Genomic DNA, 25,527 nt, shown 5'->3' with positions numbered 1-25,527 from the left:
GACGCGCCATGAACGACGTTCTTCCGGAGCCGGAGGCAGCCCTGTCGCTGACCCGGCACAGACCTTTCGTGGCCTTCTGGTGCCTGCGGGTCTGCACCTCGCTTGCCTTCCAGATCGTCGCCGTCGCGGTGGGCTGGCAGGTCTATGCCGTGACCGGCAGCACGCTGGCGCTGGGCCTCGTTGGCCTGGCGCAGTTCCTGCCGATGCTGGTGCTGACGCTGCCCGCCGGCCACATCGCCGACCAGATCGACCGGCGGCGGATCATGCGCCTGTGCCAGTGCTTCGAGGCCCTGGCGGGGCTGCTCCTGCTGGTCACGACCGCGACCGGCGTGTCGCCGCCCTGGCTGATCTACGTCGCCGTGGTGATGGTGGGCGCCGCCCGCTCCTTCGAGCAGCCCGCCACCGTGTCGCTGCTGCCCGCCGTGGTGCCGCGCGCCAAGCTGCAGCAGGCCACCGCGCTGACCAGCTCCGCCGGGCAGACCGCCAGCATCCTGGGCCCAGCCCTGGGCGGCGTGCTCTACGCGCTGAGCCCCGTCGCGGCCTTCGCGGCGATCGTGGTGCTGTTCGGGTTGGCGATCGTCTGCACGACGCTGATCCGGATCGAGCACGCGCCCGCGCGGCGCGAGCCGCTGACGCTGAACAACCTCTTCGCCGGCCTGTCCTTTATCGGCACCCGGCCGATCCTGCTGGGCACCATCACGCTCGACCTCGTGGCGGTGCTGCTGGGCGGCGCGGTCGCGCTGATGCCGGTCTTCGCCAGCGAGATCCTGCATACCGGCCCCTGGGGCCTCGGCCTGCTGCGCGCAGCCCCAGCCGTGGGCGCGCTGGTGATGTCGCTCGTGATCGCCCGCTTCCCAATGCGCCACCGGGTGGGGCGCAAGATGTTCCTGGCGGTGGGCTGCTTCGGCGCGGCCACGATCCTGTTCGGCCTGTCGCGCTCGCTGCCGCTCTCGGTTCTGGCGCTGGTGATCCTGGGCGCGGCCGACGTGGTGAGCGTGGTGATCCGCTCGGCGCTGGTGCAGTTCGCGACCCCCGACCACATGCGCGGCCGGGTGAACGCCATGAACTGGCTCTTCGTGGGCGCCTCGAACCAGCTGGGCGAGTTCGAGTCCGGCGTCACCGCCACGCTGTTCGGCACCGTGCCGGCGGTGGTGATCGGCGGCATCGGCAGCATCGTGGTGACGCTGCTGTGGATGCGCCTGTTCCCGGCGATGCGCGACGTGGACAGCCTCGAAGCGCTGACGCCCGAGAACCAGCCCAAGGTCCAGGCGCAGCCCGCGGCCACCGCGGCGGCCGCGCCCCGCTGAGAGGCGCGGTGCTCGCGGGCTTCCGCCGTCAGGCCGCCGTGGCCTGCGGCGCCCGCAGGCTGGGCTGAACCTCGGCCACGATCTCGAAGGAGCGCAGGCGCTCGGCATGGTCGAAGGCCTGCGCGGTGACCACCAGCTCATCGGCGCCGGTGCGCTCGATGAAGCGCTGCAGCCCTTCGCGAACCATCTCCGGCGTGCCGGCAACGGTGCAGGACAGCGCCCGTTCCGTGCTCATCCGCTCCAGCGCGCTCCACAGCCCGTCCATGCTGTCCACCGGCGGCGGCAGCGGGCCGGGCGTGCCGCGGCGCAGGCTCACGAACTGCTGCTGCAGCGAGGTCGCCATCCGGGCGGCCGCCGCTTCCGTGTCGACCGCGAAAACGTTGACCGCCGCCACGGCGTAGGGGCGGCTCAGCTGCTCGGACGAGCGGAAGTTGGCGCGGTAGGTCGCCAGCGCCTCGTCCAGGTGGTCCGGCGCGAAGTGCGACGCGAAGATGTAGGGCAGCCCGAGAATCGCCGCGAGCTGCGCGCCGTACAGGCTCGATCCCAGCAGCCAGAGCGGCACCTCCAGCCCGGCACCGGGGACCGCCTGCACCGGCTGCCCTGGGCGGGCTGGCCGGAAATAGCTTTGCAGTTCCACCACGTCGCGCGGGAAATCGTCCACGTCGCCGCCGCCCATGTTGCGCCGGAGCGCCTGCGCCGTTCGCCCGTCGGTCCCGGGCGCGCGGCCGAGGCCCAGGTCGATGCGGCCCGGATGCAGCGCGGCCAGCGTGCCGAACTGTTCCGCGATCACCAGCGGCGCGTGGTTGGGCAGCATGATGCCGGCCGCCCCGACGCGGATCGTTTCGGTTCCCGCCGCCACGTGGCCGATCACCACCGAGGTGGCGGCGCTGGCGATGCCGGTCATGTTGTGGTGCTCCGCCAGCCAGAAGCGGCGGAAGCCCCAGCGCTCGGCATGGCGGGCGAGGTCGAGGGTGTTGCGCAGCGCCGTGCCGGCATCCGCGCCGCGCGGAATGGGCGAAAGGTCGAGAACCGAGAGCGGAACCATCGGGATCATCCTGAACAATGTACGGGAGCCCGCCCCCATGCGGTCCGGGGCAGCCACTCACCTCTGGGGCTCAGATGGGGTCGGCCAGGCCGGAACACACCCGCCCCGACCTCGGATGGCTCTGCCCCCACCGGCCGCGGCCGGAACCAGGCACCGGGAGTGGCGCCGGCGGCACGCGGAACCGGGAAACCGCCGGCCCTTCGTGATCTTGTGACGCCCACGGGCCGGGGGTGCTTGAAGCCTGGCCACGGGACGGGGCTTATTGCCCCGTGCCGGACGGGCCGCGTCGTGACGATGTCGGACCGAAGGCCCTCCCTGGCCCAAGGAGAGACCGTGCCATGATCCACCCGACCCGGCGCAGAAGCGTCCTCCTGGCCCTGCCCGCGCTGACCCTGGCCGGTTGCGCCGCCCGTCCCCAGCCCGCCGAGGCGCAGCGCGCCCTGGGCTTCGACTTCGCCGACCTGGCCGAGAAGGTCCTGCCCTCGGTGGTCAACATCGCCGTCACGGGCGAGCAGCAGGTGCAGATCCCGCCCGACGTGCGCGGCACCCCCTACGAGCGCTTCTTCCGGGAGCGTCGCGGCAAGCAGCAGGTGCAGGGCGCGGGCTCGGGCTTCATCATCGACACGGCCGGTCTGGTGGTGACCAACAACCACGTCGTCGGCAACGCCACCCGCGTGGTGGTCGCCTTGCAGGACGGCACCGAGATGCCGGCCCGCGTGGTGGGCACCGACGACCTGACCGATCTCGCGCTGCTGCGCATCGAGAGCCGCGAAACGCTGCGCGCCGTGCCCTGGGGCACCAGCGGCAGCCTGCGCGTCGGGCAGTGGGTGCTGGCGGCCGGCAATCCCTTCGGCCTGGGCGGCACGGTCACATCGGGCATCGTGTCGGCCCGTGGGCGCGAGATCGGCGCCGGCCCCTTCGACGACTTCATCCAGACCGACGCCGCCATCAACCCGGGCAATTCCGGCGGCCCGCTGTTCAACGTCGCGGGCGAGGTCATCGGCATCAACACCGCGATCTATTCGCCGTCGGGCGGCTCGGCCGGCATCGGCTTCGCCACGCCTTCCGACCTCGCGAAGCCGGTGATCGAGCAGCTGCGGCGCGACGGCAAGGTGGAGCGCGGCTGGCTGGGCGTGGCGGTTCAGGATGCAGGCGCCGAGGGCCAGCGCGCCCGCCGCGGCGTCCTGGTCCAGGGCGTCGAGCGCAACAGCCCTGCCGCTCGGGCCGGGCTGCGCCAGGGGGATCTGGTGGTCGCCCTGGATGGCGAAAGGGTGGACACCTCGCGCGTGCTGATCCGCTCGGTCGCCGGGGTGGCGCCGGGGCAGACCGTGCGCCTGACGCTGGTGCGCGATGGGCGGCAGCAGGACATCACGGTGCAGGTCGGGCGCCGTCCCGCCGGCACCGGCTGATCACGCCTGCCCGGCCCTGGCAGGAGGCCGCGCCTTACTATCTTACCATCTTACTTTGCCCGGCGCGGGCGGTGCCGCCGGATGGGATGCGCCCGGAGCAAGGCTGCCCCGGGCATGGCCGAAGGCCATTTCCAAGACGATCGCGAATGATTATCATTGCGCCGCCCGCCGAGGAGCAGGATGCCGCCGCGGACGCTGCTGCGGCACCGGCACGTCAACACCCGGTCGCCGATCTCGAGACCCATGCCCGGAAACCCCGGCGCACACTCACGGAGCCGGTCCTTCCTTGCTGCTGCGCTGTTCCGCACGATCCTCCCACCCGACCCACCGGGAACACCGCTCGTGAGCACGGTTCTGGCCACCTCCGCTCTGAGCGAGGCCGCACGGGCAGCGGACGGCTACCGGCGCCTGGTGCTGCGCCGCCGGCTGCTGCTGCTGCTGCTCAGCCTCCTGCTCTGCGCCGCGTTGTTGGGCGACGTCGTCACCGGGCCGTCGAACCTGCCCCTCGGCCGGCTGCTCGAAACCCTGTTCTCCCCCACCGAGGCCACGCCGGCGCTGCGCGTGATCGTGTGGGACGTGCGGCTTCCCTACGCGCTGATGGCGGTGCTGGTGGGGGCCTCGCTGTCGCTGGCGGGCGCCGAGATGCAGACGGTGCTGAACAACCCGCTCGCCAGCCCCTTCACCTTGGGCGTGTCCTCGGCGGCCTCGCTGGGCGCGGCACTGGCGATCATCCTCGGACGCGGCGTGCCCTTCATCCCGCAGGATTGGCTGATCCCGGCCAATGCCTTCGTGTTCGCGCTGGGCGCCATGGCGCTGCTGCATTCCATGTCGAGGCTGCGCGGGGCCGGTGTGGACACGCTGGTGCTGTTCGGCATCGCGCTGGTCTTCGCCATGAACGCGCTGGTCGCGCTGTTGCAGTTCGTGGCCACCGAGCAGGCGCTGCAGCAGCTGGTGTTCTGGTCGATGGGGTCGCTGTCGCGCTCCACCTGGCCCAAGATCGCGATCCTGGCCGCGGTGCTGGCGGTCTGCATCCCCTTCTGCGCCCGGGCCAGCTGGAAGCTGACGGCGCTGCGCCTCGGCGAGGACCGGGCCCGCTCCTTCGGGGTGGATGCCACCGCCCTGCGGCGCGGCTCGCTCCTGCGGGTCAGCCTGCTGGCCGCGGTGTCGGTGTCCTTCGTCGGCACGATCGGCTTTGTCGGACTGGTGGGGCCACACGCCGCGCGCCTGCTGGTCGGCGAGGATCACCGTTACTTCCTGCCCGCCGCAGCGCTGTGCGGCGCCGTGCTGCTTTCGGTGTCCTCGGTCATGGCGAAGATGATCGTGCCGGGCCTGCTGGTGCCCATCGGCATCGTCACGGCGCTGATCGGGGTGCCGGTCTTCGTGGCGCTGATCTTCGGCCGGGCCCGTCAGGCATGAGCACCGCGCAAGCCGCGGAGGCGACCCGCTCCACGCTCTCGATCGAGGACGTATCCGTCGGCTACGGCCGCAAGCAGGTGATCGACCGCATGTCGGCGGCCCCGCTGCTGCCCGGGACGCTGACCGCGCTGGTCGGGCCGAACGGCGCCGGCAAGTCGACGCTCCTGCGCTCCCTGGCGGGGCTGGTTCCGGGAAAGGGGCGACTTCGCCTCGGCACCCGTGACCTGCGGCAACTGCCGCTCAGCGAGCGGGCACGCCACGTCTCCTTCATGCCGCAGGGCCTGCCGCAGGGCGTGGCGCTGACGGTGCTGGAAACCCTGATCGGCGCCCTGCGCGCCACGCCCCCCGCCGGCGGCCCGGTGAGCGACGAGGAAGCGACCCGCCGCGGCATCGCCCTGCTGGAGCGCCTGGGCATCGCCGACCTCGCGCTGCGCAGCCTCGACCGGCTGTCGGGCGGGCAGCGGCAGTTGGCCGGCCTGGCGCAGGCCCTGATCCGCGAGCCGGACGTGTTGATGCTGGACGAACCCACCAGCGCCCTGGACCTGCGCTTCCAGCTGAAGGTGATGGGGCTGGTCCGCGACACCGTGCGCGAGCACGCGCTGATCGGCATCGTGGTGCTGCACGACCTGGCGCTGGCGGCGCGCTTCTCGGACCGGGTGATGGTGCTCCACGGCGGCCGGCTGCGCGCCGATGGCTCGCCCGACGAAACCCTGACCCCTGCCCTGCTGGCCGAGGTCTACGGCGTCCGCGGGCGGGTGGAGCGCTGCTCGCTGGGTCACCTCTTGGTGCTGGCCGACGAGGCGCTGCCGCAGCAGGCGCGGGCCTGATCGGCCTCGAACCGCTACCCGGCTTGACAGCTCCGGTCCGAAGGGTCATGCGCGCTAGGCCGCGAGCCGGAGCATGACTCCGCGTCCGCCGCAGCAACCCCAACGACGATCGATGCCAAGCGACAGTCACAGTCGACCTTCCACGCCGCCAAGGGCTGCCGCGCGCTGATCGGGGAACCGGCCGGCACCGCGCCCCTGGCGGCGCGACCGAGCGGTGAACCATGGACAACACCCCGCCTGTTCCCGGCACGCAGCTGCCCGCCGACGCGGCAGTGCCACCGGCCAACGAGTTCCTCGCGGCGCAACTGCGCCAGGGCCACGTCGCGGCGCAGCTGCGCCAAGGTCACGTGGCCGACGCGGTGGAACGGCTCAACGCCCTGCCACCGCCCGAGGGCGCCGCGGCCCTGGCGCAGCTGCCCGAGGAACGGGTGGTCGAGATCCTCGACAAGCCGGAACTGGACGAACCGGCGGCGCTGCTGAGCTTCCTGCCGAGCGACCGCGCCGCGGCGCTGCTGGAAGCCATGTCCGCCGACCGCACGGCCGACCTGTTCCGCGACCTCGATGAGCCCCAGCGCGCCGAGCTGCTGTCGCGGCTGAGCGTGGAAACCGCGCTGGCGGTGCAGCGGCTGCTGAGCTACCCGCCCAACACCGCGGGCAGCATCATGACCACCGAGTTCGTCACCGTGCCCGAGAACCGGACCGTGGCGCAGGTGCTGCAGTACATCCGCGCCGTGGAGCCGACCCGCGAAACGGTTTACGCCGTTTACGTGGTGGACGGCGAAACCCGCGCCCTGCTGCGCGCCGTGGCGCTGCGCCGGCTGATCACCGCCGAGCCCGACGCGCCGGTGCTCTCGGCCGCCCGCGATGCGGAGCCGATCACGGTCTCCCCCACCGCGAATCGCGAGGAGGTGGCGCGGCTGTTCCGTCGCCACGACCTGCTGGCCGTGCCGGTGGTGGACGACGCGCAGCGCGTGCTGGGCATCGTCACCGTGGACGACGTGCTGGACGCGATCGTCGAGGAAGGCACCGAGGACGTCCACCGCTTCGGCGGCATGGAGGCCAGCGACGAGCCCTACATGCAGATCGGCTTCGCGGCGATGATCCGCAAGCGCGCCGGCTGGCTCTGCGCCCTGTTCCTGAGCGAGATGCTCACCGCCAGCGCCATGCAGCACTTCGAGGACGAGCTGGAACGGGCGGTGGTGCTGACCCTGTTCATCCCGCTGATCATGAGCTCCGGCGGCAATTCCGGCTCCCAGGCGACCTCGCTGCTGATCCGGGCGCTGGCGCTGGGTCAGATCCGGCTGGGCGATTGGTGGCGCGTGGCGGCGCGGGAACTGCCGACTGGCCTGACGCTGGGCGCCCTGCTGGGCGTCATCGGCATCCTCCGGATCGTGGTCTGGCAGAGCGCCGGCTTCTACGACTACGGCGAGCACTGGCCCCTGGTGGCGCTGACGGTGGGCCTCGCGCTGGTGGGCATCGTCACCTTCGGCTCGCTGGCGGGCTCGATGCTGCCTTTCCTGCTCAAGCGCATCGGCTTCGACCCGGCCAGCGCCTCGGCCCCTTTCGTGGCAACCCTGGTGGATGTCAGCGGTCTGGTGATCTACTTCAGCGTGGCGCTGCTGATCCTGCGCGGCACGCTGCTTTAGCGCCCCATGACGGGCTTCAACCGTTGATCTGGCGTGACGTACTTGGGAAGCGGCCTGGCGATGCTATGTTGGGCCCACTGGGACAATGACGGGGGTTTGGCGGTCCAGCCCTTCGGGAGACGAACATGCGCATACTGCTGGTCGAGGACGATGCCGAAGTGGCGCGCTTCGTCACCAAGGGCCTCCGCGAGGCGGGCCACACGGTGGAGCACAGTGCCAACGGTCGCGACGGCCTGTTCCTGGCGGCCTCCGAGCCCTTCGACCTGCTGATGCTCGACCGGATGCTGCCCGGCGGCGTGGACGGCGTGCGCCTGGTGGAAACCCTGCGGGCGCAGGGCAACCGGACGCCCGTGCTGTTCCTGTCCGCGCTGAGCGCGGTGGATGAGCGGGTCAAGGGCCTCAAGGCCGGCGGCGACGACTACCTGGCCAAGCCCTTCGCCTTTGCCGAGCTGCTGGCCCGGGTCGAGGCGCTGGGCCGCCGCCCCGTGGTGGACATGCCGGCCACCCGGCTGAAGGTCGCGGATCTCGAGCTCGACCTCCTGTCGCGCACCGTGATGCGGGGCGAGAAGCGAATCGAGATCCAGCCGCGCGAGTTCCGCCTGCTGGAGCACCTGATGCGCCACGCGGGCCAGGTGGTGACCCGCACCATGCTGCTGGAGAAGGTCTGGGACTACCACTTCGACCCCCAGACCAACGTCATCGACGTGCACGTGTCCCGCCTGCGGCAGAAGCTCGACAAGGGCTTCGACAAGCCGCTGATCCACACGGTTCGCAACGCCGGCTACATGCTGCGCGCCGATCCCTGATGTGGTCCGCGCGGCCCTGGCGCCGCTTCCTGCGTCTGCTGGGCGGCGCCGGCTTCCGGGCCGCGGCCTTCTTCGCCACCGTGTTCCTGCTGGCGGGGCTGGTCTTCGCCGCGGTGCTCTGGTGGGGAACCGCCGGAGCGCTGGACCGGCAGACCGACGCCGCGATCCGCAACGACGCCACCGCCTTCATGGAACGCTGGCGTGAGGCGGGGCAGGCCGGCGTCATCGAGTCGATCGGCGACCACCTGGCCGAGGACGTGGAGGACCAGATCCTCTACCTGCTGACCGACCCTTCAGGGCAGCGGATCGCGGGCAACCTCGATGCCCCCCGTCACGGCTTCGACGGCGGGATGCGCTGGCAGTCCCTGCCGCTGATGCGCGAGGGCGTGCGCACCGAGGCGCGGATGTTCCGCCTCGACCTGCCCAACGGCGACGTGCTGGTGATCGGCCGCGACGTCGAGGACAAGATGCGGCTGCGCGAGCTGCTGACCGAGGGGCTCGCCTGGTCCGCCGCCGCCGCCGCGACCTTCGCCTTCGTGGGCGCCTGGGTGCTGCGCCGCGCGCTGGAGGCCCGCCTGCGCCCCGCCGCCGAAACCGCCAACGCCATCGCCCATGGCGACCTGACCCAGCGCGTTCCCCTGTCCACGCGCGAGGACGAGTTCGACCGGCTCGGCCACGCCATGAACGACATGCTCGACCGCATGGAAACGCTGATGACCGGCGTGCGCGGCGTGTCGGACGCCATCGCCCACGACCTGCGGACCCCGATCGCCCGCGCCCGCGCCAAGCTCGAGGAAGCCCTGGCCGAAGCCGAGACCGAGGCGGCGGCCGAGGAGATCCTGCGGCAGGCGATCGAGCGCGGCATCGCCGACCTCGACGGCATCGCGCGGATCTTCCAGGCGGTGCTGCGGATCGCCGAGGTCGAGGCCGGGGCACGCCGCGCGGCCTTCGAAGGCTTCGACCTGAGCCCCGTGCTGACGGATGCGGCGGAACTCTACAGCGCCTCGGCCGAGCTCGGCGGGCAGGTACTGGAAGTGGAGGTCGCGCCCAGCCTGCCGCTGGTGGGCGACCGCGACCTGCTGCTGCAGGCAGTGGCGAACCTGCTCGACAACGCCGTCAAGTTCACGCCGGCGGGCGGCACGGTGCGGCTGCGGGCCCGGCGGCTGGGGCAGATGCTGCAGATCCAGGTGGGCGACACCGGCCCCGGCCTCACACCGGAGGAGCGGCTGCGCGTCGGCGAGCGCTTCTTCCGGACAGATGGCGCGCGGGCGACGCCGGGCTCGGGCCTCGGCCTGTCGCTGGTGCGGGCGGTCGCCGCCCTGCATGGCGGCCAGGTGGAGCTCGCGGATGCCCGGCCGGGGGCGTCGCCGCCCGGGCTGCTGGTCACGCTGTTGCTGCCGCTCCGACATGATCCGGCCGGATTGCCGGATGAGGCTGCGGGCGTCCTGGCGGGCACCGCATGAGCGTCCGGCAGACGAATCGGCTCCGTTCCAGGCAGGTCCTTTCGATATTGCAACGCAGCATGAAAATCCTTTCACCAGAAGCCCACCCCCAGTATGCGCGAACTCGGCCATTCTCGACCGATGCGACCCCGCGTGTTCCGATCCTTGCTGCACTGGGGCTGGCTCCTGCCGGTGCTCGGTGTTCTGGGCGGCTGGATGGTTCTGCCGGCGGGGGCTTCCGCGGTCGAAGGCACCTGGCGCGTCCGTCCCGACAGCCGGGAATACTGCGGCGAGTTGGCAAACCGGCTTGCCACCCTACCTGCCGCTACGCGCGAACCTGCGCACAGCCTGGGCCTCGAAGGGATACGCCTTTGCGAAAGCGGCCACATCCGCACCGGTGTGACCAAGCTGCGCCGCGCGATCCACGAGGCGCAGGTGGACTGAGCATCACCGCCAGGTATCGCTCCCCGGCACCCTTTCACCGACGTGGCACGGACGCCATTGCATGACGCCGCCCCTGCTGCGCGCCCTCCCCACCACGCTCGTGCCGCTGCGCGGGGTGGTGGCCATCCCCGCGCGCAACGAGCAGGACCGCATCGCCGGCTGCCTGCGCGCCCTGGCGGAACAGGTGGGCGAGGATGGTTCGCCGCTGCCGCCGGGCAGCTTCGGCGTTCTGCTGCTGGCCAACAACTGCACCGACCGGACGGCCTCGGTGGCGGAAGCCATGGCACCGGAACTGCCCTTCCCGCTCCGCGTCGTGGAGGCCGTGCTGGAACCGGCCCGCGCCCATGTGGGCTGGGCGCGGCGCCTGTCGCTGGACGCCGCCGCAGACTGGGCGAGCCGCGCCAGCACGACGCCGCACAAGGCCGCCATCCTGGGCACCGACGCCGACGGGCGGGTATCGCGCGGCTGGGTCCAGGCGCTGCTGCGGCCGCTGGAGCGCGGCCACGATGCCGCGGCCGGCACCTTCCGGGTCGATGAGCGGGAGGGCGAGCGCCTGCTGCCCCTGGCGACCCGGCGCCGCTACGCTCTGGAAGACCACTACGCCCTGTTGATCGACCAGCTGGCGAGCCTGCTGGACCCTGACCCGGACGACCCCTGGCCGCGGCACGACACGCATTCCGGCGCCAGCTTCGCGCTGACGGTCGCGGCCTATCGCCGGATCGGGGGCTTGCGCCCCTGCCAGGTCTGCGAGGACCGGCACCTGTTCTGGGACCTGCGGATGCAGGACCAGCGGATCCGGCACGTGCTGGATGCCGAGGTCGAGGTTTCGGCCCGGCTCGAGAGCCGCGCCACGGGCGGCTGGGGCGACACCACGCGCCTGCGGGTGGAGCAGCCCGACGGCATCGTGGACGCGAGGCTGGAGCCGCTGCCGATGGCGCTGCGGCGGATCACGGCGCGGCGCCGGGCACGCCGGCTGTGGGAACAGGTGCGCGACGCGGCCCCGCTGTCGGACGCGGAGATCCGCCGCTTCTGCGCGCAGGTCGGCCTCATGCCGAAGGTGGCGATCGGCCACCTGTTCAACCGCGTCTTCGGCAGCGCCTGGGCCGCGGTCGAGATTTCCAGCCCCGCCCTGCAGAAGGTGGACCTGCCGCCCGCGAGGCTGGACGCGGAGATCGCTGCGGCGGAGCGCCTCTTGTCGCGGATGCTGCGGGCGGAAGAGGATCAGCCGATGCGGCGGAGCACGTCGAGCCGGTAAAATTCGTTGCGGCTGCCGCCGGTGCGGGTGAGCCCGTTACGGCTGGCGGCGAGGAAGCCTTCCACCGCCTCGTCGCCGGTCAGCGGGAAATCGGTCTGCGCCAGCCAGTGCACCAGCACCACGTCGCCGCCCGGCCGCAGCGACCGGTCCACGCAGTTCGCGACCCGCCCGAGGTCATCCCCGCCGAAGAAGTAGAGCACCTCGGAGATCAGGATGAGGTCGAAGCTCTCGCCTTCCGGCCACTGCTCCGGCACGCGGGCCTCGCGGATCTCGACGCCCGGCTGGTCGGCGGTGCGGGCGCGGGCCAGTTCCAAGGGCGCCGCGGCGGCGTCGAGCGCCAGGAGCCGGTCGCAACGCGCCGCGAGCTGGCGCGTCAGGACGCCGATGGAGCAGCCGATCTCCAGCGCCGCGCCGTAGTGTGGCTGCGGCAGCGCCGCCAGGGTCGCGGCGTACTTGTTGTGCTCGTAGTCGCGTGTCTCGAAGCCCCAGGGGTCGATATTGCGGGCGTAAAGGTCGTCGAAATAGGTGGTCGGCAAGGACGTGGGCGCAGAGTTCACGCGGCAATCTCCAGCAGGACCTCCCAGGGGCGCTCGAACAGGGCCAGCACCTCGGGCGACAGCATGAAGCCGTGCGGATCGTCGCTGATCAAGCGGGTGGTCTGCGAGACGTGCGCCGCCACGGCGGCCTGCTTGCGGGGCAGCACGGCCGCGATGTCGAGGCGCCAGCCGCGCGGCGGCCCGTCGAGATCCAGCGGTGGCAGCGGTCCGATTTCCGTGTACAGGTGCCGCCAGCCCCAGATGGGATAGGCCAGCAGCCGCACCCCGGCCTCGCGCGCGGCGGCACGCGCCATGCGCCAGCTGGCGAGGTGGTCGGGGTGCGGGTCGTGCTCCCAGCTGACCGCGACCGCTTCCGCCCCGTCGCGGCGCAGCAGGTTGGCCATGGCGGTCACCGCGGCGTCGAAGCCCGGGCCGTCATGCGGCACCGCCCCGTCGGGCAGCCCCAGCATCACCAGCCGGTCCGGCCCCATGCCGAGCGCGCCCAGGGCGGCGGTCGCCTCTTCACGCCGGATGGCCGCGACGCGGGCGGGCGGATGGGTGCGCGAATTGGGGTGGGAGGCCGCGCCGTCGGACACGATCAGCACCCGTCCCGGCCGGCCGGCATCGGTCAGCAGCGCCAGCAATCCGCCGCAGCCCAGGCTCTCGTCGTCCGGGTGCGGGGCGACCACCAGCACCGTGCCGCCACCCGGCAACACCCCGTCGAGGCCGGCGATCGGAAGGTGCTCGGCTTCGCGGAGAAAATCAGCGGCCTTCATGCGTTCCAGAAATCCTCCAGCGGCGTATCGGCCGATAGCACCGTGGCGGCGGCGCTGGTCAAGGCCCGGTCGGGCGCCGGCTGGCGGAGATAGGTGGCGAGGTCGCGGATCACCCGCTCCACCGGATGGGGGCGCATGAAGCTGGCCAGCCCGATCGAGCGCTGCGCCAGGGCCACGGCTTCCAGCCCCGCGCGCTCCACCGCGCCGCGGGCGAGGTTGACGTAGGCCACGGTGCGGTCGTCGTCGGCCAGGCGGCCTTCCGCGTGGATGGCCGCCTGGTGCACCCAGAGGCGGGCGGTTTCCAGCGCTGTCACGACCTCACCGAAGCGGGCGGCCTGGTGCGGGTCGGCGCCGCGGCCGCTCTGGCGCATCTGGCTCCGCAGTGCCTCGGCCACGGCCTCGATGCCGCCGAGCTGCACCGCCAGGAAGCGCCAGGCGCCGGCGGAAAAGTCGGGCTGGCGGTAATAGCCGCCGGGTTCCCCGATCTGCCATTCGGCCGGGACGGCGAGGCCGTTGAAATCCACGGTGCCGGTGGCGGAGGCCCGCATGCCGGTCGGGTGCCAGTCGTCGAGGTCGGCGCGTTCCGTGCCGCGCGGCAGCGGCACCAGCAGCATCTGCACCTCGTCGCCGCGCCGCGCCGTCACCAGCGCACGCTCCACCAGACCCGCGCCGGAGCACCAGATCTTGCGGCCCCGCAGCCGCGAGGCGGACTGGCTGCCGTCCAGGTGCAGGCCTTCCGGCGGCTCGCTGTTCCAGACGCCGAAGAGGCGTCCGGCGCGGATATCGGCGGCGGCCTCGCGCAGCTGCGCCGGGTTGCCGTGGCCAGCCACGAGGCGGAGCGCATTGACATGGCCTTCGTAGAGCCGCCCGAGCGGCAGGCTCACCCGGCCGATGCGGCGCAGGGCGTCGAGCAGCGCGGGGGCCGCGGCCGGGTCGTTGCCCCAGCCCTCGCCGCCCAGCACGCGGGGCAGCGGCGCGTCGAGCAGCCCCGCCTCGTGCAGAAGGGCGACTTCGCGGTCGGGAAGGCCGCCGTCGCGATCCAGAACTTCGGCCCTTTCGGCCAGGAGCGGCAGGATCTCGTGAAAGCTTCGCGGGTGGACGGCAGGCAGGGGCTCGGCAGGAAGGGGAATATCGGCCTGGGGAAGCTCCCCCACGCGCAGCCTCCCGGCGCGATGCCGCTCCGGCAGGAGTTCGGCCGCCGTCGGTGCGGCGGTCAAAGGGCCGTGCCAGCGTGGGTGGCGCTGCTGGTCATCATGGCCGCTGTTCCTTCTGTTCCGGTGCCACACCCTTTGGCTGGCGCAACCCGATAAGTTAGGCTGAACGCGGGACGCGCAAGCGCTGCCGGGGGGCGGAGCTTGGCAAACCCGGGGGTCGTTTCGATGACAGTTCTGCTGCGTGCGGCCGCCCTGCTGGGGCTGCTGGCGCTGGGCGGCTGCGGGGGCGGCCATTCCGTGGTCTCGGGGGCCACGGCGCGGGCCAACGGCTACGAGGGCACGGCGCGCTACACCAGCTGCGTGCCCTTCGCCCGGCAGGCAACGGGCATCAGCCTCAGCGGCGATGCGTGGCAGTGGTGGGACGAGGCGGCGGGGCTATACGCGCGGGATGACCGCCCGCGGGTCGGCAGCCTCCTGGTGCTGCGGCGGACCGGCCGCCTGCGCGACGGACACCTGTCGGTGGTGACGCGGGTGGTGTCGTCGCGCGAGATCCTGGTGGATCACGCGAACTGGGCCTCGGGCGGGCTGAAGGGGCTGGTGGCACGCGGGCAGCCGGTGATCGACGTTTCCGCAAACAACGACTGGACGGCGGTGCGGGTCTGGTATCCACCTGCCGGTGTTGTCGGCAGCACGGTCTTCCCGTCCTACGGCTTCATCCACCACGACCTGCTGCAAGCCGCCCGCTAGACGGCGGCAGCGACATGAGAGGAACACCACCCACGCCATGAAGCCCGCTTCCACCCTTTCCCGCCGGGCGCTGCTGGGCGCCGGCGCGGCGCTGCCGCTGCTGAGCGCGCCCCGCGTGCGCGCCGCCGCCGTCTGGCCCGACAAGCCGCTGCGGCTGATCCTGCCCTTCCCGCCGGGCTCCACCCCGGACCTGGTGGCGCGCGCGATCGGGCCGGTGCTGGCGGAAGGGCTGGGTCAGCCGGTGGTGGTGGACAACCGCACCGGGGCCGGCGGCAACCTCGGCACCGACCTGATCGCCAAGGCAACGGACGGGCACACGATCGGCCTGTCGATTAACGGCCCGATCACCACCGCGCCCGCGCTGTACCGCAACCTGCCCTACGACCCGCAGCGCGACCTGCACCCCATCGCCATGGCGGTCCGGGCGCCGCAGCTGCTGGTGGTGGCACCGCACATCCCGGCCCGCGACTACCGCTCCTTCGTGGACTACGTGAAGGCACATCCCGACACGCTGTCCTACGCCTCGGTGGGCGCGGGTTCGGGCGGGCACCTGGCGATGGTGGAGCTGATGGCGCGCGAAGGGCTGGACATGCAGCACGTCCCGTATCGCGGCTTCCCACAGGCGGTGGTGGACCTGGTGGCCGACCGGGTGGATGCCTCGATCGCCACCGTGGGCGCGGTGCTGCCGCAGGTCCGCGAGAAACAGCTCTTCGCCCTGGCCTCCACCGGGGAAACCCGCGCCAAGGACGTGCCCGAGGTTCCCACCCTGGCGGAAGCGGGGCTGCCGGATGCGACCTCCTACGGCTGGTCCGGGCTTTTCGCCCCAGCCACCATGCCCGAGGAACACCGCGCCCTGCTGGAGAAGCTTGCGGTCGAGGGCTTCCGGCGCGAGGCGGTGCGCCGGCCGCTGGAACTGGTGGGCTTCGAGGTCACCGGCTTCCCGGCCGCGGAGTTCGCCCGCTTCATCGCGGCCGAGACCCAGCGCTGGGGCGGGCTGATCGAGCGGCTGCACATCAGCCCCGAGGGCTGAGGAACCGGGCTGCGAGGCGCTTCCGCCCGGCGGATCACCCGCCGGCGCGGGAGGCGGTTACAAGGCGTTGCAACTTCTCGGGCCGGCGTGGTTGTGCCGCCTCGCGGGCGCGCCCACCTACTGCGGAACGGTGGTTTGCGCCCCGCGTTCCGGACGATTAATGTCCGGGCGGAATTGCGACGGGAGCGCCGCCGGGAGCGCTCCGAGACAATCACGGGAAATCGAGGCCGTACCATGGGTTCGTTCAGCATCTGGCACTGGATCATCGTTCTGCTGGTGGTCCTGCTGCTCTTCGGAAGCGGCAAGATCAGCGGGCTGATGGGTGACCTCGCCACGGGCATCAAGTCGTTCAAGAAGAACATGCGCGAGGACGAGGACGAGTCCATGGCCCGCGACGCCCATACCCCGCCGGCCGGCAACCTGCCGCCTCCGGGTACGCCCACCACGGGCACGGGCAACGCCACCACGACCGCCAACCCGGGCCGCCCGGCGGCCTGACGCCCGCTTTTCTTGCCTGACCCGGCCGAGCCGGGTATGCGCTGTTGTGACGCCGCCCTCCGGCTCCCGGAGGGCGGCGTTTGCTTGTTCCCGGTAGGCATGGGGGCGTGATGCCATGGCGATGGATGAGACGGAGGCCGCGGGGATCATCATCCGCGCCGGGCAGCGCATGGACCGGCTCGGCTGGGTGCCGGCCACGGCGGGCAATATCTCGGTCCGCCTGCCCGACGGCCGCATCGCCATCACCCGCTCCGGCGGGCACAAGGGCTTCCTGACAACCACCGACGTGATGGTGGTGGACGCGGAGGGCAGGCCGGAAGACCCGGCGCTGCGTTCCTCGGCGGAAACGCTGCTGCACTGCGGTGCCTATCGCCGCTTTCCCACCACGGGCGCGGTGGTACACGGACACAGCATCGCCAACACCGTGCTGTCGCGCCTGTCGGGCGACGAGATCCTGCTCAGCGGCTACGAGCTGCTCAAGGCCTTTCCCGGACTGCCGACGCACGAGGCCACCGTGGAGCTGCCGGTCTTCAACAATGACCAGGACATCGCCCGGCTGCAGCGGCGCGTGGAGCTCCGCTGGAACGACATGGCGGAGAACGGGACGGCGATCCCCCCCGGATACTTGATCCGGGGTCACGGCATCTATGTATGGGCCCCATCCATGGACGTGGCGCTGGCCCGGCTGGAAGGGCTGGAGTTCATGCTGGCCTGCGAGCTCGCCACCGCGCAGGCCCGAGAAGGAGATGTGGGATGAGCCGCCTGGTCGTCCACGACGCCGCGACGAACGCGGTGGTCACCGATACAACCAACGTCACCGAGATCCAGGAAGCGCTGACCCCGATCGGGGTGCGGTTCGAGCGCTGGCCGGTGGTGTCGCTCCCGCCCGGTGCGGATGCGGAGGCGGTGCTCGACGCTTATCGCCCGCACCTCGACGAGCTGCTGGGCCAGACCGGCGCGGGCTCGGCGGATGTCCTGATGCTCGCCCCCGACGCGCCCAACAAGGAAGCGCTGCGGGCCAAGTTCCTGAACGAGCACACGCATACCGAGGACGAGGTCCGCTTCTTCCACGAGGGCGCGGGCAACTTCGTGCTGCACGTGGGCGGCAAGGTGTACGACGCGCGCTGCACGGCGGGTGACCTGATCAGCGTCCCGGCTAATATCCAGCACTGGTTCGACGCCGGGACCGAGCCTCGCTTCACGGCGGTGCGGATCTTCACCGACACCTCCGGCTGGGTGCCGCACTACACCGGCACCGACATGGCCACCCGCTTCCCGGCCCAGACCGCGGATCGGGCGTGACGGCCACAGCCGCGGCGGCGCGGCCGACGGTCGTTCTCACGGATATCGAGGGAACGACCAGCGCCATCAGCTTCGTCAAGGACACGCTCTTCCCCTTCGCGCGCGCGGCGCTGGAGGATTTCCTCCGCCGTCGCGGCGGGGAACCCGCGGTGGCCGAGCAGCTGGCGGAGGTGCGCCGCCTCCAGCCCGGCCGCGAGGTGGCGGAGGTGCTGCGTGGCTGGATGGACGAGGATGCCAAGGTCACGCCGCTCAAGGCGCTCCAGGGCATGATCTGGCAGGAAGGCTACGCCGCCGGGCGGCTGCAGGCGCATTTCTACCCCGACGTCGTGCCGGCGCTGCGGAGCTGGTCGCGTTCGGGCGTGGAGCTTTGCGTGTATTCTTCCGGCTCGGTGGAAGCGCAGCGGCTGTTGTTCGGCCACTCCGAGGCGGGCGACCTGACGCCGCTGTTCCACGGCTTCTTCGACACGCGCGTGGGCGCCAAGCGCGAAAGCGAGAGCTATCGCCGGATCGCGGCCGGGCTGCACCGGCCGGCGGGCGAGATCCTGTTCCTGTCCGACGTGGCGGAGGAGCTCGACGCCGCGCGCGAGGCCGGGATGCAGTGCTGCCAGCTGGTGCGGGCGGAGGACGGTACACGCCCCTCCGGCCGGCATGCCGAGGCGAGCAGCTTTCCCGAGGTCGCGGCCCGTTTCGGCCTGCCCGGCGCCGAGATGCGGAACCTTACGTGAATACAATGGAGTGCCGGATGTCCGCGGTTCCGCTCACCCGCTAGAAGAACGGGCGTTGCGGACCACGGCGAAGGGCCTTCCGAAATGCTGACGACCTATACCGTGGTGGAGGGCAGGTTGGCGGTGCGCAACGGCGTGCAGGAGCACGAGGCGTTGCGCGCCGCGGTGTGGCTCGACCTCCTGAACCCGACCGCCGAGGAAGAGCGCGCCGTGCAGGACGCGCTCCGCCTCGAAGTGCCGACGCGCGAGGAGATGCAGGAGATCGAAAGCTCCTCGCGCCTCTACCGAGAGGAGGATGCGCTCTTCCTGACGGCCAACTTCCTGTACGGCGTTGAGGAGGGCGAGTTCGGCTCGACGCCGATCACCTTCGTGCTGTCGCAGCACAACCTCGTCACGGTACGCTACGCCACGCCGCGCGCCTTCCTGGGCTTCATCACCCGCTGCCAGAAGCATCCCCCGACGCTGCTGCGATCGGCCGACCACGTGATGCTGGGGCTGTTCGAGATGGTGGTGGACCGCCTGGCCGACATCCTGGAGCGCGTCGGCGGCGACATGGACAGCGCGAGCCGCACCGCCTTCCGCTCCGCCAAGGGGCAGGCACGGGCGGACCGGCGCGACGCCGACCTGCGCACCGCCCTGCTGGCGCTGGGCCAGGTCGGCGAGGTCACCAGCCGGGCCAGCGAAACCCTGCTGGGCCTGTCGCGCATCCTGACCTTCCTGGGCACCGAGAAGGACGCGCTGATCCGCAAGGAGAACGCCGTCGCCATCAAGACCCTGGTGCGCGACCTCCGGTCGCTGGTGGATCACGCCAACTTCCTGAGCAACAAGGCGAACTTCCTGCTCGACGCCATCCTGGGCATCATCGGCATCGACCAGAACGGCATCATCAAGACCTTTACCGTGGCCTCGGTCGCGATGATGCCGCCGACCCTGATCGCCAGCATCTACGGCATGAACTTCAAGTTCATGCCGGAACTGGACTGGCACTTCGGCTACCCGCTGGCGATCCTGGTGATGATCGTGAGCGCCATCCTGCCGGTGTTCTACTTCAAGCGGAAAGGCTGGCTTTAGAACCGCCTCGGCTCGGCGCAGCCACGGGGTAAACGCCGCCACGGCCAACGTGGCCTGGATTCACGGAGCCCTGGATTAACCCAGACTTGGATTACCCAGCCCGGGGCGCGACAGCGGGAACCCTGCCCCGCCCCTCCCACCGAAACTCAGTCCGTCGGGAGCGGCTTCAGCGCCGCGAGGCGGAAGGCCACCAGCGTCGCCACCACCAGCAGCGCCGACACCGTCAGCACCACGCCGCTCCAGCCGTGGCTGGCCCAGGGCAGGCCGCCCAGCGCGCCCACCACGCTCGATCCCATGTAGTAGCAGAACAGGTAGAGCGAGGAGGCCTGGGCCCGCGCGTGCCGCGCCCGGCGTCCCACCCAGGAGCTGGCAACGGAATGGGCGCCGAAGAAGCCGAAGGTCATCACCGCCAGGCCCAGGATCGTGGCGACGAGGGAGTCCAGCAGCGTCAGCAGCACGCCCGCCAGCATCAGCAGCACGATGGCCCAGAAGATGCGCCGCCGGGTCAACCGGTCCGCCAGCCGCCCCACCACGGTCGAGCTGACGATGCCCACGAGGTAGACGGTGAAGATCATGCCGATCACCGCCTGGCTCAGCCCGAAAGGCGGGCCGAGCAGGCGATAGCCGACGTAGTTGTAGATGGTCACGAGGCTACCCATCAGCAGGAAGCCTTCCGCGAAGAGCCAGGGCAGGCCCGGGTCGCGCAGGTGCAGCGCGAAATTGCCCAGCAGCGCCCGGATCCGCAGCGGCCGCGGCGCGAAGTTGCGCGACGGCGGCAGCAGCCGCCAGAACACCGCGGCCGAGACGAGGCCGAGCAGCCCGATCGCCGCGATGGCCCAGCGCCAGCCTGCGACGTCGGTGACGAGGCCGGTGATGACGCGCCCGCCCATGCCGCCCATGGCGCTGCCGCTGATGTAGAGGCCCATGGCGTAGCCGGAGGATCGCGGATGCACTTCCTCCGACACGTAGGCCATGGCCACCGCCGGCAGGCCGGAAAAGGTCAGGCCCTGCAGGGCGCGGAGCACGAGAAAGCTGTTCCAGCCCGGCACCAGGGCCGAGACCACCGTGAGCGCCGCCGAAACCACCAGCGAGAACAGCATCACCGGCTTGCGGCCCAGCGCCTCCGACAGGGTGCTGGCAAACAGCATGGCCACCGCGAGGAGGCCGGTGGTGAGCGAGAGCGAAAGGCTGCTCTGGGCCGCGCTGATGCCGAACTCGGCCGAGAAGACCGGCATCAGGGGCTGCACCGCGTACATCAGCGCGAAGGTGGAGAAGCCCGCCGCCAGCATCGCCAGGTTGATGCGCCGAAAGGCCGGGGTGCCGTGCTCGATGAAAACGGGCAGCGTGGCGGCTTCGGACATCGGCGGCTTCCTTTGCGTCGCGGCGGGGTGGGGCCCGCCGGGTGCGGCACTGTGCTGCAACGCAGCAGAGTGGGGGAGGACGCGCAGCGCAGGGCACCTTCCCGCCGGCGGCAGCGCCGTATCGGAAACGAGCGGGACACACCGAAGGCTGCGACCGGGCCCTTCCGGCCGCCAAGCTCCTGTACCACAATAGAAGATCGCAGTTTCCCCGTGGTGCGGCGCATCACGGGCTGCTAGAGGGCGCGAATGACCTGGGTCGACGGCGTCATCCTTCTTATCCTCGCCGTTTCGGCCGCCCTGGCGTATTCGCGCGGACTGGTGCGGGAGGTGCTGGGCATCGGCGCCTGGGTCGGTGCTCTGCTGCTCGCCTTCACGGTGCTGCCCGAGATGCGGCAGGCGCTGGGCCAGGCGGTGCAGCCGGCCTGGCTGACCGACGTGGTGGCGATCGGCTCGATCTTCGTGATCGCCTTGATCGTGCTGAAGATCGCGATCGCCTTCGTCGCGCGGCGAGTGCAATCCTCGATTCTCGGTGGTCTGGACCGCGCCCTGGGCACGGTGTTCGGCCTGGCAAGGGGTGCATTCCTGGCCGTGCTGGCCTACATCGTGGCCGGACAGCTGCTGCCCTCCACCGACCGCTGGCCCGAGCCGGTGCGCGATGCCCGCGCCCTGCCCTACGTGGCCGACGGCGCGAGGTGGGTGGTCGGCAGTCTTCCGCCTGAATACCGTCTGCGCGTGCCGGATGCCCCGTCACGTCCGCTGCCGCCCATGGAGGACCTGCTGCGCCCGCCGGCGCGCAGCCGGACCTGAGGACCGCCGCATGGAATTTTCGACCAATCCCCTGAACCCTGCCCAAGCTGGCAATGCCGAGGATGACGGCTTCCACGAGGAATGCGGCGTCGTCGGCATCTGGAATGCCCAGGACGCGGCCGCGCTGACCGCGCTGGGCCTCCATGCGCTGCAGCACCGGGGCCAGGAGGCGGCGGGCATCACCTCGCTTTCCGAGGATGGGCAGTTCAACTCCCACAAGGGCCGTGGCCTGGTGGGCGACAACTTCAGCGATGCCAAGGTGATGCGCGCCCTGCCCGGCCGCGCCGCGATCGGCCATAACCGCTACGCCACGACGGGCGAGTCCGCGCTGCGCAACGTGCAGCCGCTCTATGCCGATTTCGAGTTCGGCGGGCTGGCGGTGGCGCATAACGGCAACTTGGTGAACGCCTTCCAGCTCAAGCGCGCGCTGGTGCGCCGGGGCTGCCTGTTCCAGAGCACCACGGATTCCGAGGTCTTCGTCCACCTCATCGCCATCAGCCTGTATTCCACCGTGGTGGACCGGCTGATCGACGCGCTGAAGCAGGTCCAGGGCGCCTACTCGCTGGTGACGCTGCATGACGGCGCGCTGATCGGCGCGCGCGACCCGCTGGGGGTGCGGCCGCTGGTGCTGGGGCGCCTGGGCGGGCCGGACAGCAATTCCTGGGTGCTGGCCAGCGAGACCTGCGCGCTGGACATCATGGGCGCCGAGTTCGTGCGCGACATCGAGCCGGGCGAGGTGGTGATCGCCGACGACCGCGGCCTGCGTTCCGTGCGACCCTTCGGCAAGCAGCAGAGCCGCTTCTGCATCTTCGAGTACATCTACTTCGCGCGGCCGGACTCCGTGATCGAGGGCACCTCGGTCTACAACACGCGCAAGCGCATCGGGCAGGAGCTGGCGCGCGAGTCCGCCGTGCCGGCCGACGTGATCGTGCCGGTGCCGGACTCCGGCGTGCCGGCCGCCATGGGCTACGCCGCGGAATCGGGCGTTCCCTTCGAACTCGGCATCATCCGCAACCACTATGTCGGCCGGACCTTCATCGAGCCCACGGACCAGATCCGGAACCTCGGCGTGAAGCTGAAGCACTCGGCCAACCGCACCATGATCGAGGGGCGCCGGGTGATCCTGGTGGACGACTCGATCGTGCGCGGCACCACCAGCCGCAAGATCGTGGAGATGGTGCGCGCCGCCGGCGCCGCCGAGGTCCATATGCGCATCGCGGCGCCGCCGACCACGCACCCGTGCTTCTACGGCATCGACACGCCCGACCGCGACAAGCTGCTGGCCGCGAACCACAGCGTGGAGGAGATGGCCCGCTTCATCGGCGCCGACAGCCTTGCCTTCATCTCGCTCGACGGGTTGTACCGGGCGCTGGGCCACCAGGGGCGCGACGCGCGCAACCCGGGCTACTGCGACGCCTGCTTCACCGGCGACTACGCCATCCCGCTGACCGACATCCAAGAGGCGCCGGAGCGGGCCCCGGCGCTGATCGCGGCCAACGGCGCATGAGCAGCGGCACGATCGAGGATCTGCCGCCGCCCACGGAACTGCCGCCGAGCCCCGCGCTGGCGGGCGGCAGCAAGCCGCTCGGCGGACGCGTGGCGCTGGTGACCGGCGCTTCGCGCGGGATCGGGGCGGCGGTGGCGGTGGAACTCGGTCGGCTGGGCGCGCGCTGCGTGCTGGTGGCCCGCACCCAGGGCGGGCTGGAAGAAACCGACGACGCCATCCGCGAGGCCGGGGGCGAGGGCGCGACGCTGCTGCCCTTCGACCTGGGCAAGGGCGCGGAGCGGATCGACGCGATCGGTCCCTCGATCTACGAGCGCTTCGGACGGCTCGACATCCTGGTGCACGCGGCAGGCGCCCTGGGCACGCTGACGCCCGTGGCGCACATCACGCCGCGCGACTGGGACGACGTGATCGGCGTCAACCTGACCGCCACCTGGCGGCTGATCCGCACCTGCGACCCGGTGCTGCGCGCCTCCGATGCCGGCCGTGCGGTGCTGCTGACCACCAACCGCGTGCCGGAGCCCAAGGCCTACTGGGGTGCCTACGGCGCCACCAAGGCGGGCATGGAACACCTCGCCCTGACCTGGGCGCAGGAGGCCGCGACGGCGGCGCTGCGCGTGAACCTGGTGGACCCGGGTGCCGTGGCGACGCGGATGCGCGCCACCGCCTATCCGGGCGAGAACCCGGACAGCATCACCCAGCCGGCCGAGGCGGCGGGCGCGATCGTCGCGCTGTGCCTGCCGGGCGAGACGCGCAACGGCGAGATCATCCGCGTGCCGCGCAAGGGCTCCGCGCCAGTCTGACCCCCTCCCCGGCCACGCTGCCGGGGAAAGGCGTCGCTCAACAGCGGCAGGCCCGGGGAACGGGCCCGTCCCGCAGCGTCAGTCCGCGTCCTCGTAAGGGTTGGTGGTGCCGCGCAGGTTGATGCGAACCGGCACGCCCGGCATGTCGAAGGTGTCGCGGAACAGATTCACCAGGTAGCGGCGGTAGTCCTCGGGCAGCAGCTCCGCCCGGGTGCCGAAGATGGCGATGGTGGGCGGCCGCGCCTTGGGCATGGTGCAGTAGCGCAGCTTCAGCCGCTTGCCGCCCACGAGCGGCGGCTGGTGCCGGGTCAGCGCGTTCTCGAACCAGCGGTTCAGCTCGCCGGTCGGGACGCGCTTGTTCCAGCGGGCATAGACCTCGCGCACCGCGGGCATCAGCCGGTCCACGCCCTTGCGGGTGGCGGCCGAAAGCGGCACCACGGTGATGCCGCGCATCTGCGCCAGCGAGGCGGTCAGGACGTCCTCCAGCCCTCGCCGCGCGGCGTTGCGGTCTTCCACCGCGTCCCACTTGTTCAGCGCGATCACCACGGCGCGGCCTTCGCGCTCCGCCAGGCGGGCGATGCGCAGGTCCTGCTCGTCCATGCCGAGATTGGCGTCGAGCACCAGCACCGCGACCTCGCATTCCTTCAGCGCCGCGATGGTGGCGCCGGTGGACATCTGCTCCAGCCCCTCATGGACGCGGGCCTTCTTGCGCAGCCCGGCGGTGTCCACGAGGCGGACCTTGCCGCCGGTCTCGTCGGTCCATTCCACCGCCACCGCGTCGCGGGTCAGGCCGGGCTCGGGGCCGGTGATCATGCGCTCCTCGCCCAGAAGGGCGTTCAGCAGCGTGGACTTGCCGGCATTGGGGCGGCCCACGATCGCGAGGCGCAAGGGGCGGCGGCGGCGCTTCTCCTCGGTGTCGAGCTCTTCCTCGTCGTCCTCTTCCAGCAGGTGCGGCGCCACGTCGGCCTTGAGGCGCTCGGCCACCTCGTCGTGCAGCTCGCCGAAACCGTCGCCGTGCTCGGCCGAGACCGGCAGCGGCGCGCCGAGGCCGAGCTCGTAGGCTTCCAGCGAGCGCGCGGCCCCGGTGCGACCCTCGGCCTTGTTGGCCAGCAGGATCACCGGGCGGTTGTGCTTGCGCAGCCAGCTGGCGAAGGCGTGGTCGGAGGGTGTCAGGCCCGAGCGCGCGTCCACCACGAAGAGGATCAGGTCCGCCTCGCGCAACGCCGTCTCGGAGGAAGCGCGCATGCGGCCGGGGATGGTGTCGGGCGGCGCTTCCTCGAGGCCGGCGGTGTCCACCAGCACCACGTCGTGGCCGCCGATGCGGGCGTCCCCTTCCTTGCGGTCGCGGGTGACGCCGGGCGTGTCGTCCACGATGGCGGTGCGGCGGCCGGTCAGGCGGTTGAACAGGCTGGACTTGCCGACGTTCGGCCGGCCCAGGATGGCGATGCGGGGCTTCATGCCGCGGGTCCTCTCGTGCCGGCCCTCAGCGCGGGCCAGCGTTCCGCCGCGCGTCAGGTTGCGACGCCGCGGGGTATAGCTGTGATGGGGTGGCCCTGTAGCACATCCGCGCGGCCCTGTGCGGGCCGGCTTCCGCATGGGAGCGCAGCCCGGGACGG

General features: G+C 71.5%; 25 protein-coding genes. 19 read left to right on the top strand and 6 right to left on the bottom strand.

Going from position 1 to position 25,527, the window contains the following annotated elements; genetic code table 11:
* Positions 1–8: 8 nt before the first annotated feature.
* Entirely contained in the window at positions 9–1,307 is a 1,299-nt protein-coding gene (locus ACFFGY_RS06350; protein ID WP_377043592.1) for an MFS transporter, read from the top strand.
* Between the two features lie 28 nt (positions 1,308–1,335).
* Here ACFFGY_RS06350 and ACFFGY_RS06345 read toward each other — a convergent pair whose 3' ends face one another.
* Positions 1,336–2,352 carry an LLM class flavin-dependent oxidoreductase gene (locus tag ACFFGY_RS06345; RefSeq protein ID WP_377043591.1) on the bottom strand — a complete coding sequence of 339 codons (1,017 nt, stop codon included), beginning with the start codon at positions 2,350–2,352 and terminating at the stop codon, positions 1,336–1,338.
* Positions 2,353–2,690: 338 nt separating this feature from the next.
* Here ACFFGY_RS06345 and ACFFGY_RS06340 point away from each other — a divergent pair, with 338 nt between their 5' ends.
* From ACFFGY_RS06340 to ACFFGY_RS06305, 8 genes are all read left to right on the top strand, one after another.
* On the top strand, positions 2,691–3,761 hold the full coding sequence (locus tag ACFFGY_RS06340; protein WP_377043590.1) for a trypsin-like peptidase domain-containing protein: 1,071 nt from the start codon (positions 2,691–2,693) through the stop codon (positions 3,759–3,761).
* Between the two features lie 342 nt (positions 3,762–4,103).
* Positions 4,104–5,177, top strand: a complete 1,074-nt coding sequence (locus tag ACFFGY_RS06335) for a FecCD family ABC transporter permease (protein ID WP_377043589.1) — start codon at positions 4,104–4,106, stop codon at positions 5,175–5,177.
* Positions 5,174–6,004: an ABC transporter ATP-binding protein gene (locus ACFFGY_RS06330; protein ID WP_377043587.1), complete on the top strand. Its 831-nt coding sequence runs from the start codon at positions 5,174–5,176 to the stop codon at positions 6,002–6,004. The genes ACFFGY_RS06335 and ACFFGY_RS06330 overlap by 4 nt, the downstream gene beginning before the upstream one ends.
* A gap of 221 nt (positions 6,005–6,225) precedes the next feature.
* Complete coding sequence (gene mgtE / locus ACFFGY_RS06325) at positions 6,226–7,650, top strand: magnesium transporter (RefSeq protein WP_377043586.1); 1,425 nt, start codon at positions 6,226–6,228, stop codon at positions 7,648–7,650.
* A 125-nt stretch (positions 7,651–7,775) separates the two neighbouring features.
* The gene (locus ACFFGY_RS06320; protein ID WP_377043585.1) at positions 7,776–8,456 is read left to right on the top strand and encodes a winged helix-turn-helix domain-containing protein; all 681 of its coding nucleotides are present in this window, start codon (positions 7,776–7,778) and stop codon (positions 8,454–8,456) included.
* The gene (locus tag ACFFGY_RS06315) at positions 8,456–9,919 is read left to right on the top strand and encodes a sensor histidine kinase (protein ID WP_377043584.1); all 1,464 of its coding nucleotides are present in this window, start codon (positions 8,456–8,458) and stop codon (positions 9,917–9,919) included. The genes ACFFGY_RS06320 and ACFFGY_RS06315 overlap by 1 nt, the downstream gene beginning before the upstream one ends.
* 132 nt (positions 9,920–10,051) lie before the next feature.
* Entirely contained in the window at positions 10,052–10,342 is a 291-nt protein-coding gene (locus ACFFGY_RS06310) for a hypothetical protein (protein ID WP_377043583.1), read from the top strand.
* A 61-nt stretch (positions 10,343–10,403) separates the two neighbouring features.
* Positions 10,404–11,597, top strand: coding sequence for a glycosyltransferase (locus ACFFGY_RS06305; protein ID WP_377043582.1), 1,194 nt, complete (start codon positions 10,404–10,406; stop codon positions 11,595–11,597).
* Here the strand turns inward: ACFFGY_RS06305 and ACFFGY_RS06300 are convergent.
* From ACFFGY_RS06300 to ACFFGY_RS06290, 3 genes are read right to left on the bottom strand one after another with little or no spacing between them, the layout of a single operon-like run.
* Positions 11,564–12,154, bottom strand: coding sequence for an SAM-dependent methyltransferase (locus ACFFGY_RS06300; RefSeq protein ID WP_377043581.1), 591 nt, complete (start codon positions 12,152–12,154; stop codon positions 11,564–11,566). The genes ACFFGY_RS06305 and ACFFGY_RS06300 overlap by 34 nt on opposite strands.
* Complete coding sequence (locus ACFFGY_RS06295; protein ID WP_377043580.1) at positions 12,151–12,909, bottom strand: PIG-L deacetylase family protein; 759 nt, start codon at positions 12,907–12,909, stop codon at positions 12,151–12,153. The genes ACFFGY_RS06300 and ACFFGY_RS06295 overlap by 4 nt, the downstream gene beginning before the upstream one ends.
* Entirely contained in the window at positions 12,906–14,063 is a 1,158-nt protein-coding gene (locus ACFFGY_RS06290) for an acyl-CoA dehydrogenase family protein (protein WP_377043579.1), read from the bottom strand. Before ACFFGY_RS06290 ends, ACFFGY_RS06295 begins: the two co-directional genes overlap by 4 nt.
* Before the next feature lie 225 nt (positions 14,064–14,288).
* On the opposite strand from ACFFGY_RS06290, the gene ACFFGY_RS06285 reads away from it, so the two are divergent.
* From ACFFGY_RS06285 to corA, 7 genes are all read left to right on the top strand, one after another.
* The gene (locus tag ACFFGY_RS06285; RefSeq protein WP_377043578.1) at positions 14,289–14,810 is read left to right on the top strand and encodes a CHAP domain-containing protein; all 522 of its coding nucleotides are present in this window, start codon (positions 14,289–14,291) and stop codon (positions 14,808–14,810) included.
* Between the two features lie 37 nt (positions 14,811–14,847).
* Positions 14,848–15,840 carry a Bug family tripartite tricarboxylate transporter substrate binding protein gene (locus tag ACFFGY_RS06280; RefSeq protein ID WP_377043577.1) on the top strand — a complete coding sequence of 331 codons (993 nt, stop codon included), beginning with the start codon at positions 14,848–14,850 and terminating at the stop codon, positions 15,838–15,840.
* Between the two features lie 234 nt (positions 15,841–16,074).
* A complete protein-coding gene (locus ACFFGY_RS06275) occupies positions 16,075–16,338 on the top strand; it encodes a twin-arginine translocase TatA/TatE family subunit (RefSeq protein ID WP_377043576.1) in 264 nt (87 codons plus the stop codon).
* 121 nt (positions 16,339–16,459) lie between these two features.
* Positions 16,460–17,095, top strand: coding sequence for a methylthioribulose 1-phosphate dehydratase (locus ACFFGY_RS06270; protein WP_377043575.1), 636 nt, complete (start codon positions 16,460–16,462; stop codon positions 17,093–17,095).
* Entirely contained in the window at positions 17,092–17,640 is a 549-nt protein-coding gene (locus tag ACFFGY_RS06265) for a 1,2-dihydroxy-3-keto-5-methylthiopentene dioxygenase (RefSeq protein WP_377043574.1), read from the top strand. Before ACFFGY_RS06270 ends, ACFFGY_RS06265 begins: the two co-directional genes overlap by 4 nt.
* Entirely contained in the window at positions 17,637–18,365 is a 729-nt protein-coding gene (mtnC, locus tag ACFFGY_RS06260; protein ID WP_377043573.1) for an acireductone synthase, read from the top strand. Before ACFFGY_RS06265 ends, mtnC begins: the two co-directional genes overlap by 4 nt.
* Before the next feature lie 84 nt (positions 18,366–18,449).
* On the top strand, positions 18,450–19,436 hold the full coding sequence (corA, locus tag ACFFGY_RS06255) for a magnesium/cobalt transporter CorA (RefSeq protein ID WP_377043572.1): 987 nt from the start codon (positions 18,450–18,452) through the stop codon (positions 19,434–19,436).
* Positions 19,437–19,582: 146 nt separating this feature from the next.
* Here the strand turns inward: corA and ACFFGY_RS06250 are convergent, their stop codons facing one another.
* The gene (locus ACFFGY_RS06250; RefSeq protein WP_377043571.1) at positions 19,583–20,797 is read right to left on the bottom strand and encodes an MFS transporter; all 1,215 of its coding nucleotides are present in this window, start codon (positions 20,795–20,797) and stop codon (positions 19,583–19,585) included.
* Between the two features lie 246 nt (positions 20,798–21,043).
* On the opposite strand from ACFFGY_RS06250, the gene ACFFGY_RS06245 reads away from it, so the two are divergent.
* The 3 genes from ACFFGY_RS06245 to ACFFGY_RS06235 are packed head-to-tail and all read left to right on the top strand — an operon-like array spanning position 21,044 to position 23,911.
* Positions 21,044–21,604 carry a CvpA family protein gene (locus tag ACFFGY_RS06245; protein ID WP_377043570.1) on the top strand — a complete coding sequence of 187 codons (561 nt, stop codon included), beginning with the start codon at positions 21,044–21,046 and terminating at the stop codon, positions 21,602–21,604.
* A 10-nt stretch (positions 21,605–21,614) separates the two neighbouring features.
* Entirely contained in the window at positions 21,615–23,111 is a 1,497-nt protein-coding gene (gene purF, locus ACFFGY_RS06240; protein WP_377043569.1) for an amidophosphoribosyltransferase, read from the top strand.
* Positions 23,108–23,911, top strand: coding sequence for an SDR family NAD(P)-dependent oxidoreductase (locus ACFFGY_RS06235; protein ID WP_377043568.1), 804 nt, complete (start codon positions 23,108–23,110; stop codon positions 23,909–23,911). The genes purF and ACFFGY_RS06235 overlap by 4 nt, the downstream gene beginning before the upstream one ends.
* Before the next feature lie 78 nt (positions 23,912–23,989).
* Here ACFFGY_RS06235 and der read toward each other — a convergent pair whose 3' ends face one another.
* The gene (gene der, locus ACFFGY_RS06230; protein WP_377043567.1) at positions 23,990–25,369 is read right to left on the bottom strand and encodes a ribosome biogenesis GTPase Der; all 1,380 of its coding nucleotides are present in this window, start codon (positions 25,367–25,369) and stop codon (positions 23,990–23,992) included.
* Positions 25,370–25,527: the final 158 nt, after the last annotated feature.

This window comes from Roseomonas elaeocarpi (assembly GCF_042433915.1).
GTDB lineage: Bacteria > Pseudomonadota > Alphaproteobacteria > Acetobacterales > Acetobacteraceae > Roseomonas > Roseomonas elaeocarpi.
The sequence above is the reverse complement of the archived record's forward strand: the minus strand, read 5'-3'. Positions and strand labels throughout refer to the sequence as shown.

Coding starts and splice junctions, on each gene's coding strand:
- ACFFGY_RS06350 (WP_377043592.1), top strand. CDS start 9: ATGAACGACGTTCTTCCGGAGCCGGAGGCAGCCCTGTCGCTGACCCGG.
- ACFFGY_RS06345 (WP_377043591.1), bottom strand. CDS start 2,352: ATGGTTCCGCTCTCGGTTCTCGACCTTTCGCCCATTCCGCGCGGCGCG.
- ACFFGY_RS06340 (WP_377043590.1), top strand. CDS start 2,691: ATGATCCACCCGACCCGGCGCAGAAGCGTCCTCCTGGCCCTGCCCGCG.
- ACFFGY_RS06330 (WP_377043587.1), top strand. CDS start 5,174: ATGAGCACCGCGCAAGCCGCGGAGGCGACCCGCTCCACGCTCTCGATC.
- mgtE (WP_377043586.1), top strand. CDS start 6,226: ATGGACAACACCCCGCCTGTTCCCGGCACGCAGCTGCCCGCCGACGCG.
- ACFFGY_RS06320 (WP_377043585.1), top strand. CDS start 7,776: ATGCGCATACTGCTGGTCGAGGACGATGCCGAAGTGGCGCGCTTCGTC.
- ACFFGY_RS06315 (WP_377043584.1), top strand. CDS start 8,456: ATGTGGTCCGCGCGGCCCTGGCGCCGCTTCCTGCGTCTGCTGGGCGGC.
- ACFFGY_RS06305 (WP_377043582.1), top strand. CDS start 10,404: ATGACGCCGCCCCTGCTGCGCGCCCTCCCCACCACGCTCGTGCCGCTG.
- ACFFGY_RS06295 (WP_377043580.1), bottom strand. CDS start 12,909: ATGAAGGCCGCTGATTTTCTCCGCGAAGCCGAGCACCTTCCGATCGCC.
- ACFFGY_RS06285 (WP_377043578.1), top strand. CDS start 14,289: ATGACAGTTCTGCTGCGTGCGGCCGCCCTGCTGGGGCTGCTGGCGCTG.
- ACFFGY_RS06280 (WP_377043577.1), top strand. CDS start 14,848: ATGAAGCCCGCTTCCACCCTTTCCCGCCGGGCGCTGCTGGGCGCCGGC.
- ACFFGY_RS06275 (WP_377043576.1), top strand. CDS start 16,075: ATGGGTTCGTTCAGCATCTGGCACTGGATCATCGTTCTGCTGGTGGTC.
- ACFFGY_RS06270 (WP_377043575.1), top strand. CDS start 16,460: ATGGATGAGACGGAGGCCGCGGGGATCATCATCCGCGCCGGGCAGCGC.
- ACFFGY_RS06265 (WP_377043574.1), top strand. CDS start 17,092: ATGAGCCGCCTGGTCGTCCACGACGCCGCGACGAACGCGGTGGTCACC.
- corA (WP_377043572.1), top strand. CDS start 18,450: ATGCTGACGACCTATACCGTGGTGGAGGGCAGGTTGGCGGTGCGCAAC.
- ACFFGY_RS06250 (WP_377043571.1), bottom strand. CDS start 20,797: ATGTCCGAAGCCGCCACGCTGCCCGTTTTCATCGAGCACGGCACCCCG.
- ACFFGY_RS06245 (WP_377043570.1), top strand. CDS start 21,044: ATGACCTGGGTCGACGGCGTCATCCTTCTTATCCTCGCCGTTTCGGCC.
- purF (WP_377043569.1), top strand. CDS start 21,615: ATGGAATTTTCGACCAATCCCCTGAACCCTGCCCAAGCTGGCAATGCC.
- ACFFGY_RS06235 (WP_377043568.1), top strand. CDS start 23,108: ATGAGCAGCGGCACGATCGAGGATCTGCCGCCGCCCACGGAACTGCCG.
- der (WP_377043567.1), bottom strand. CDS start 25,369: ATGAAGCCCCGCATCGCCATCCTGGGCCGGCCGAACGTCGGCAAGTCC.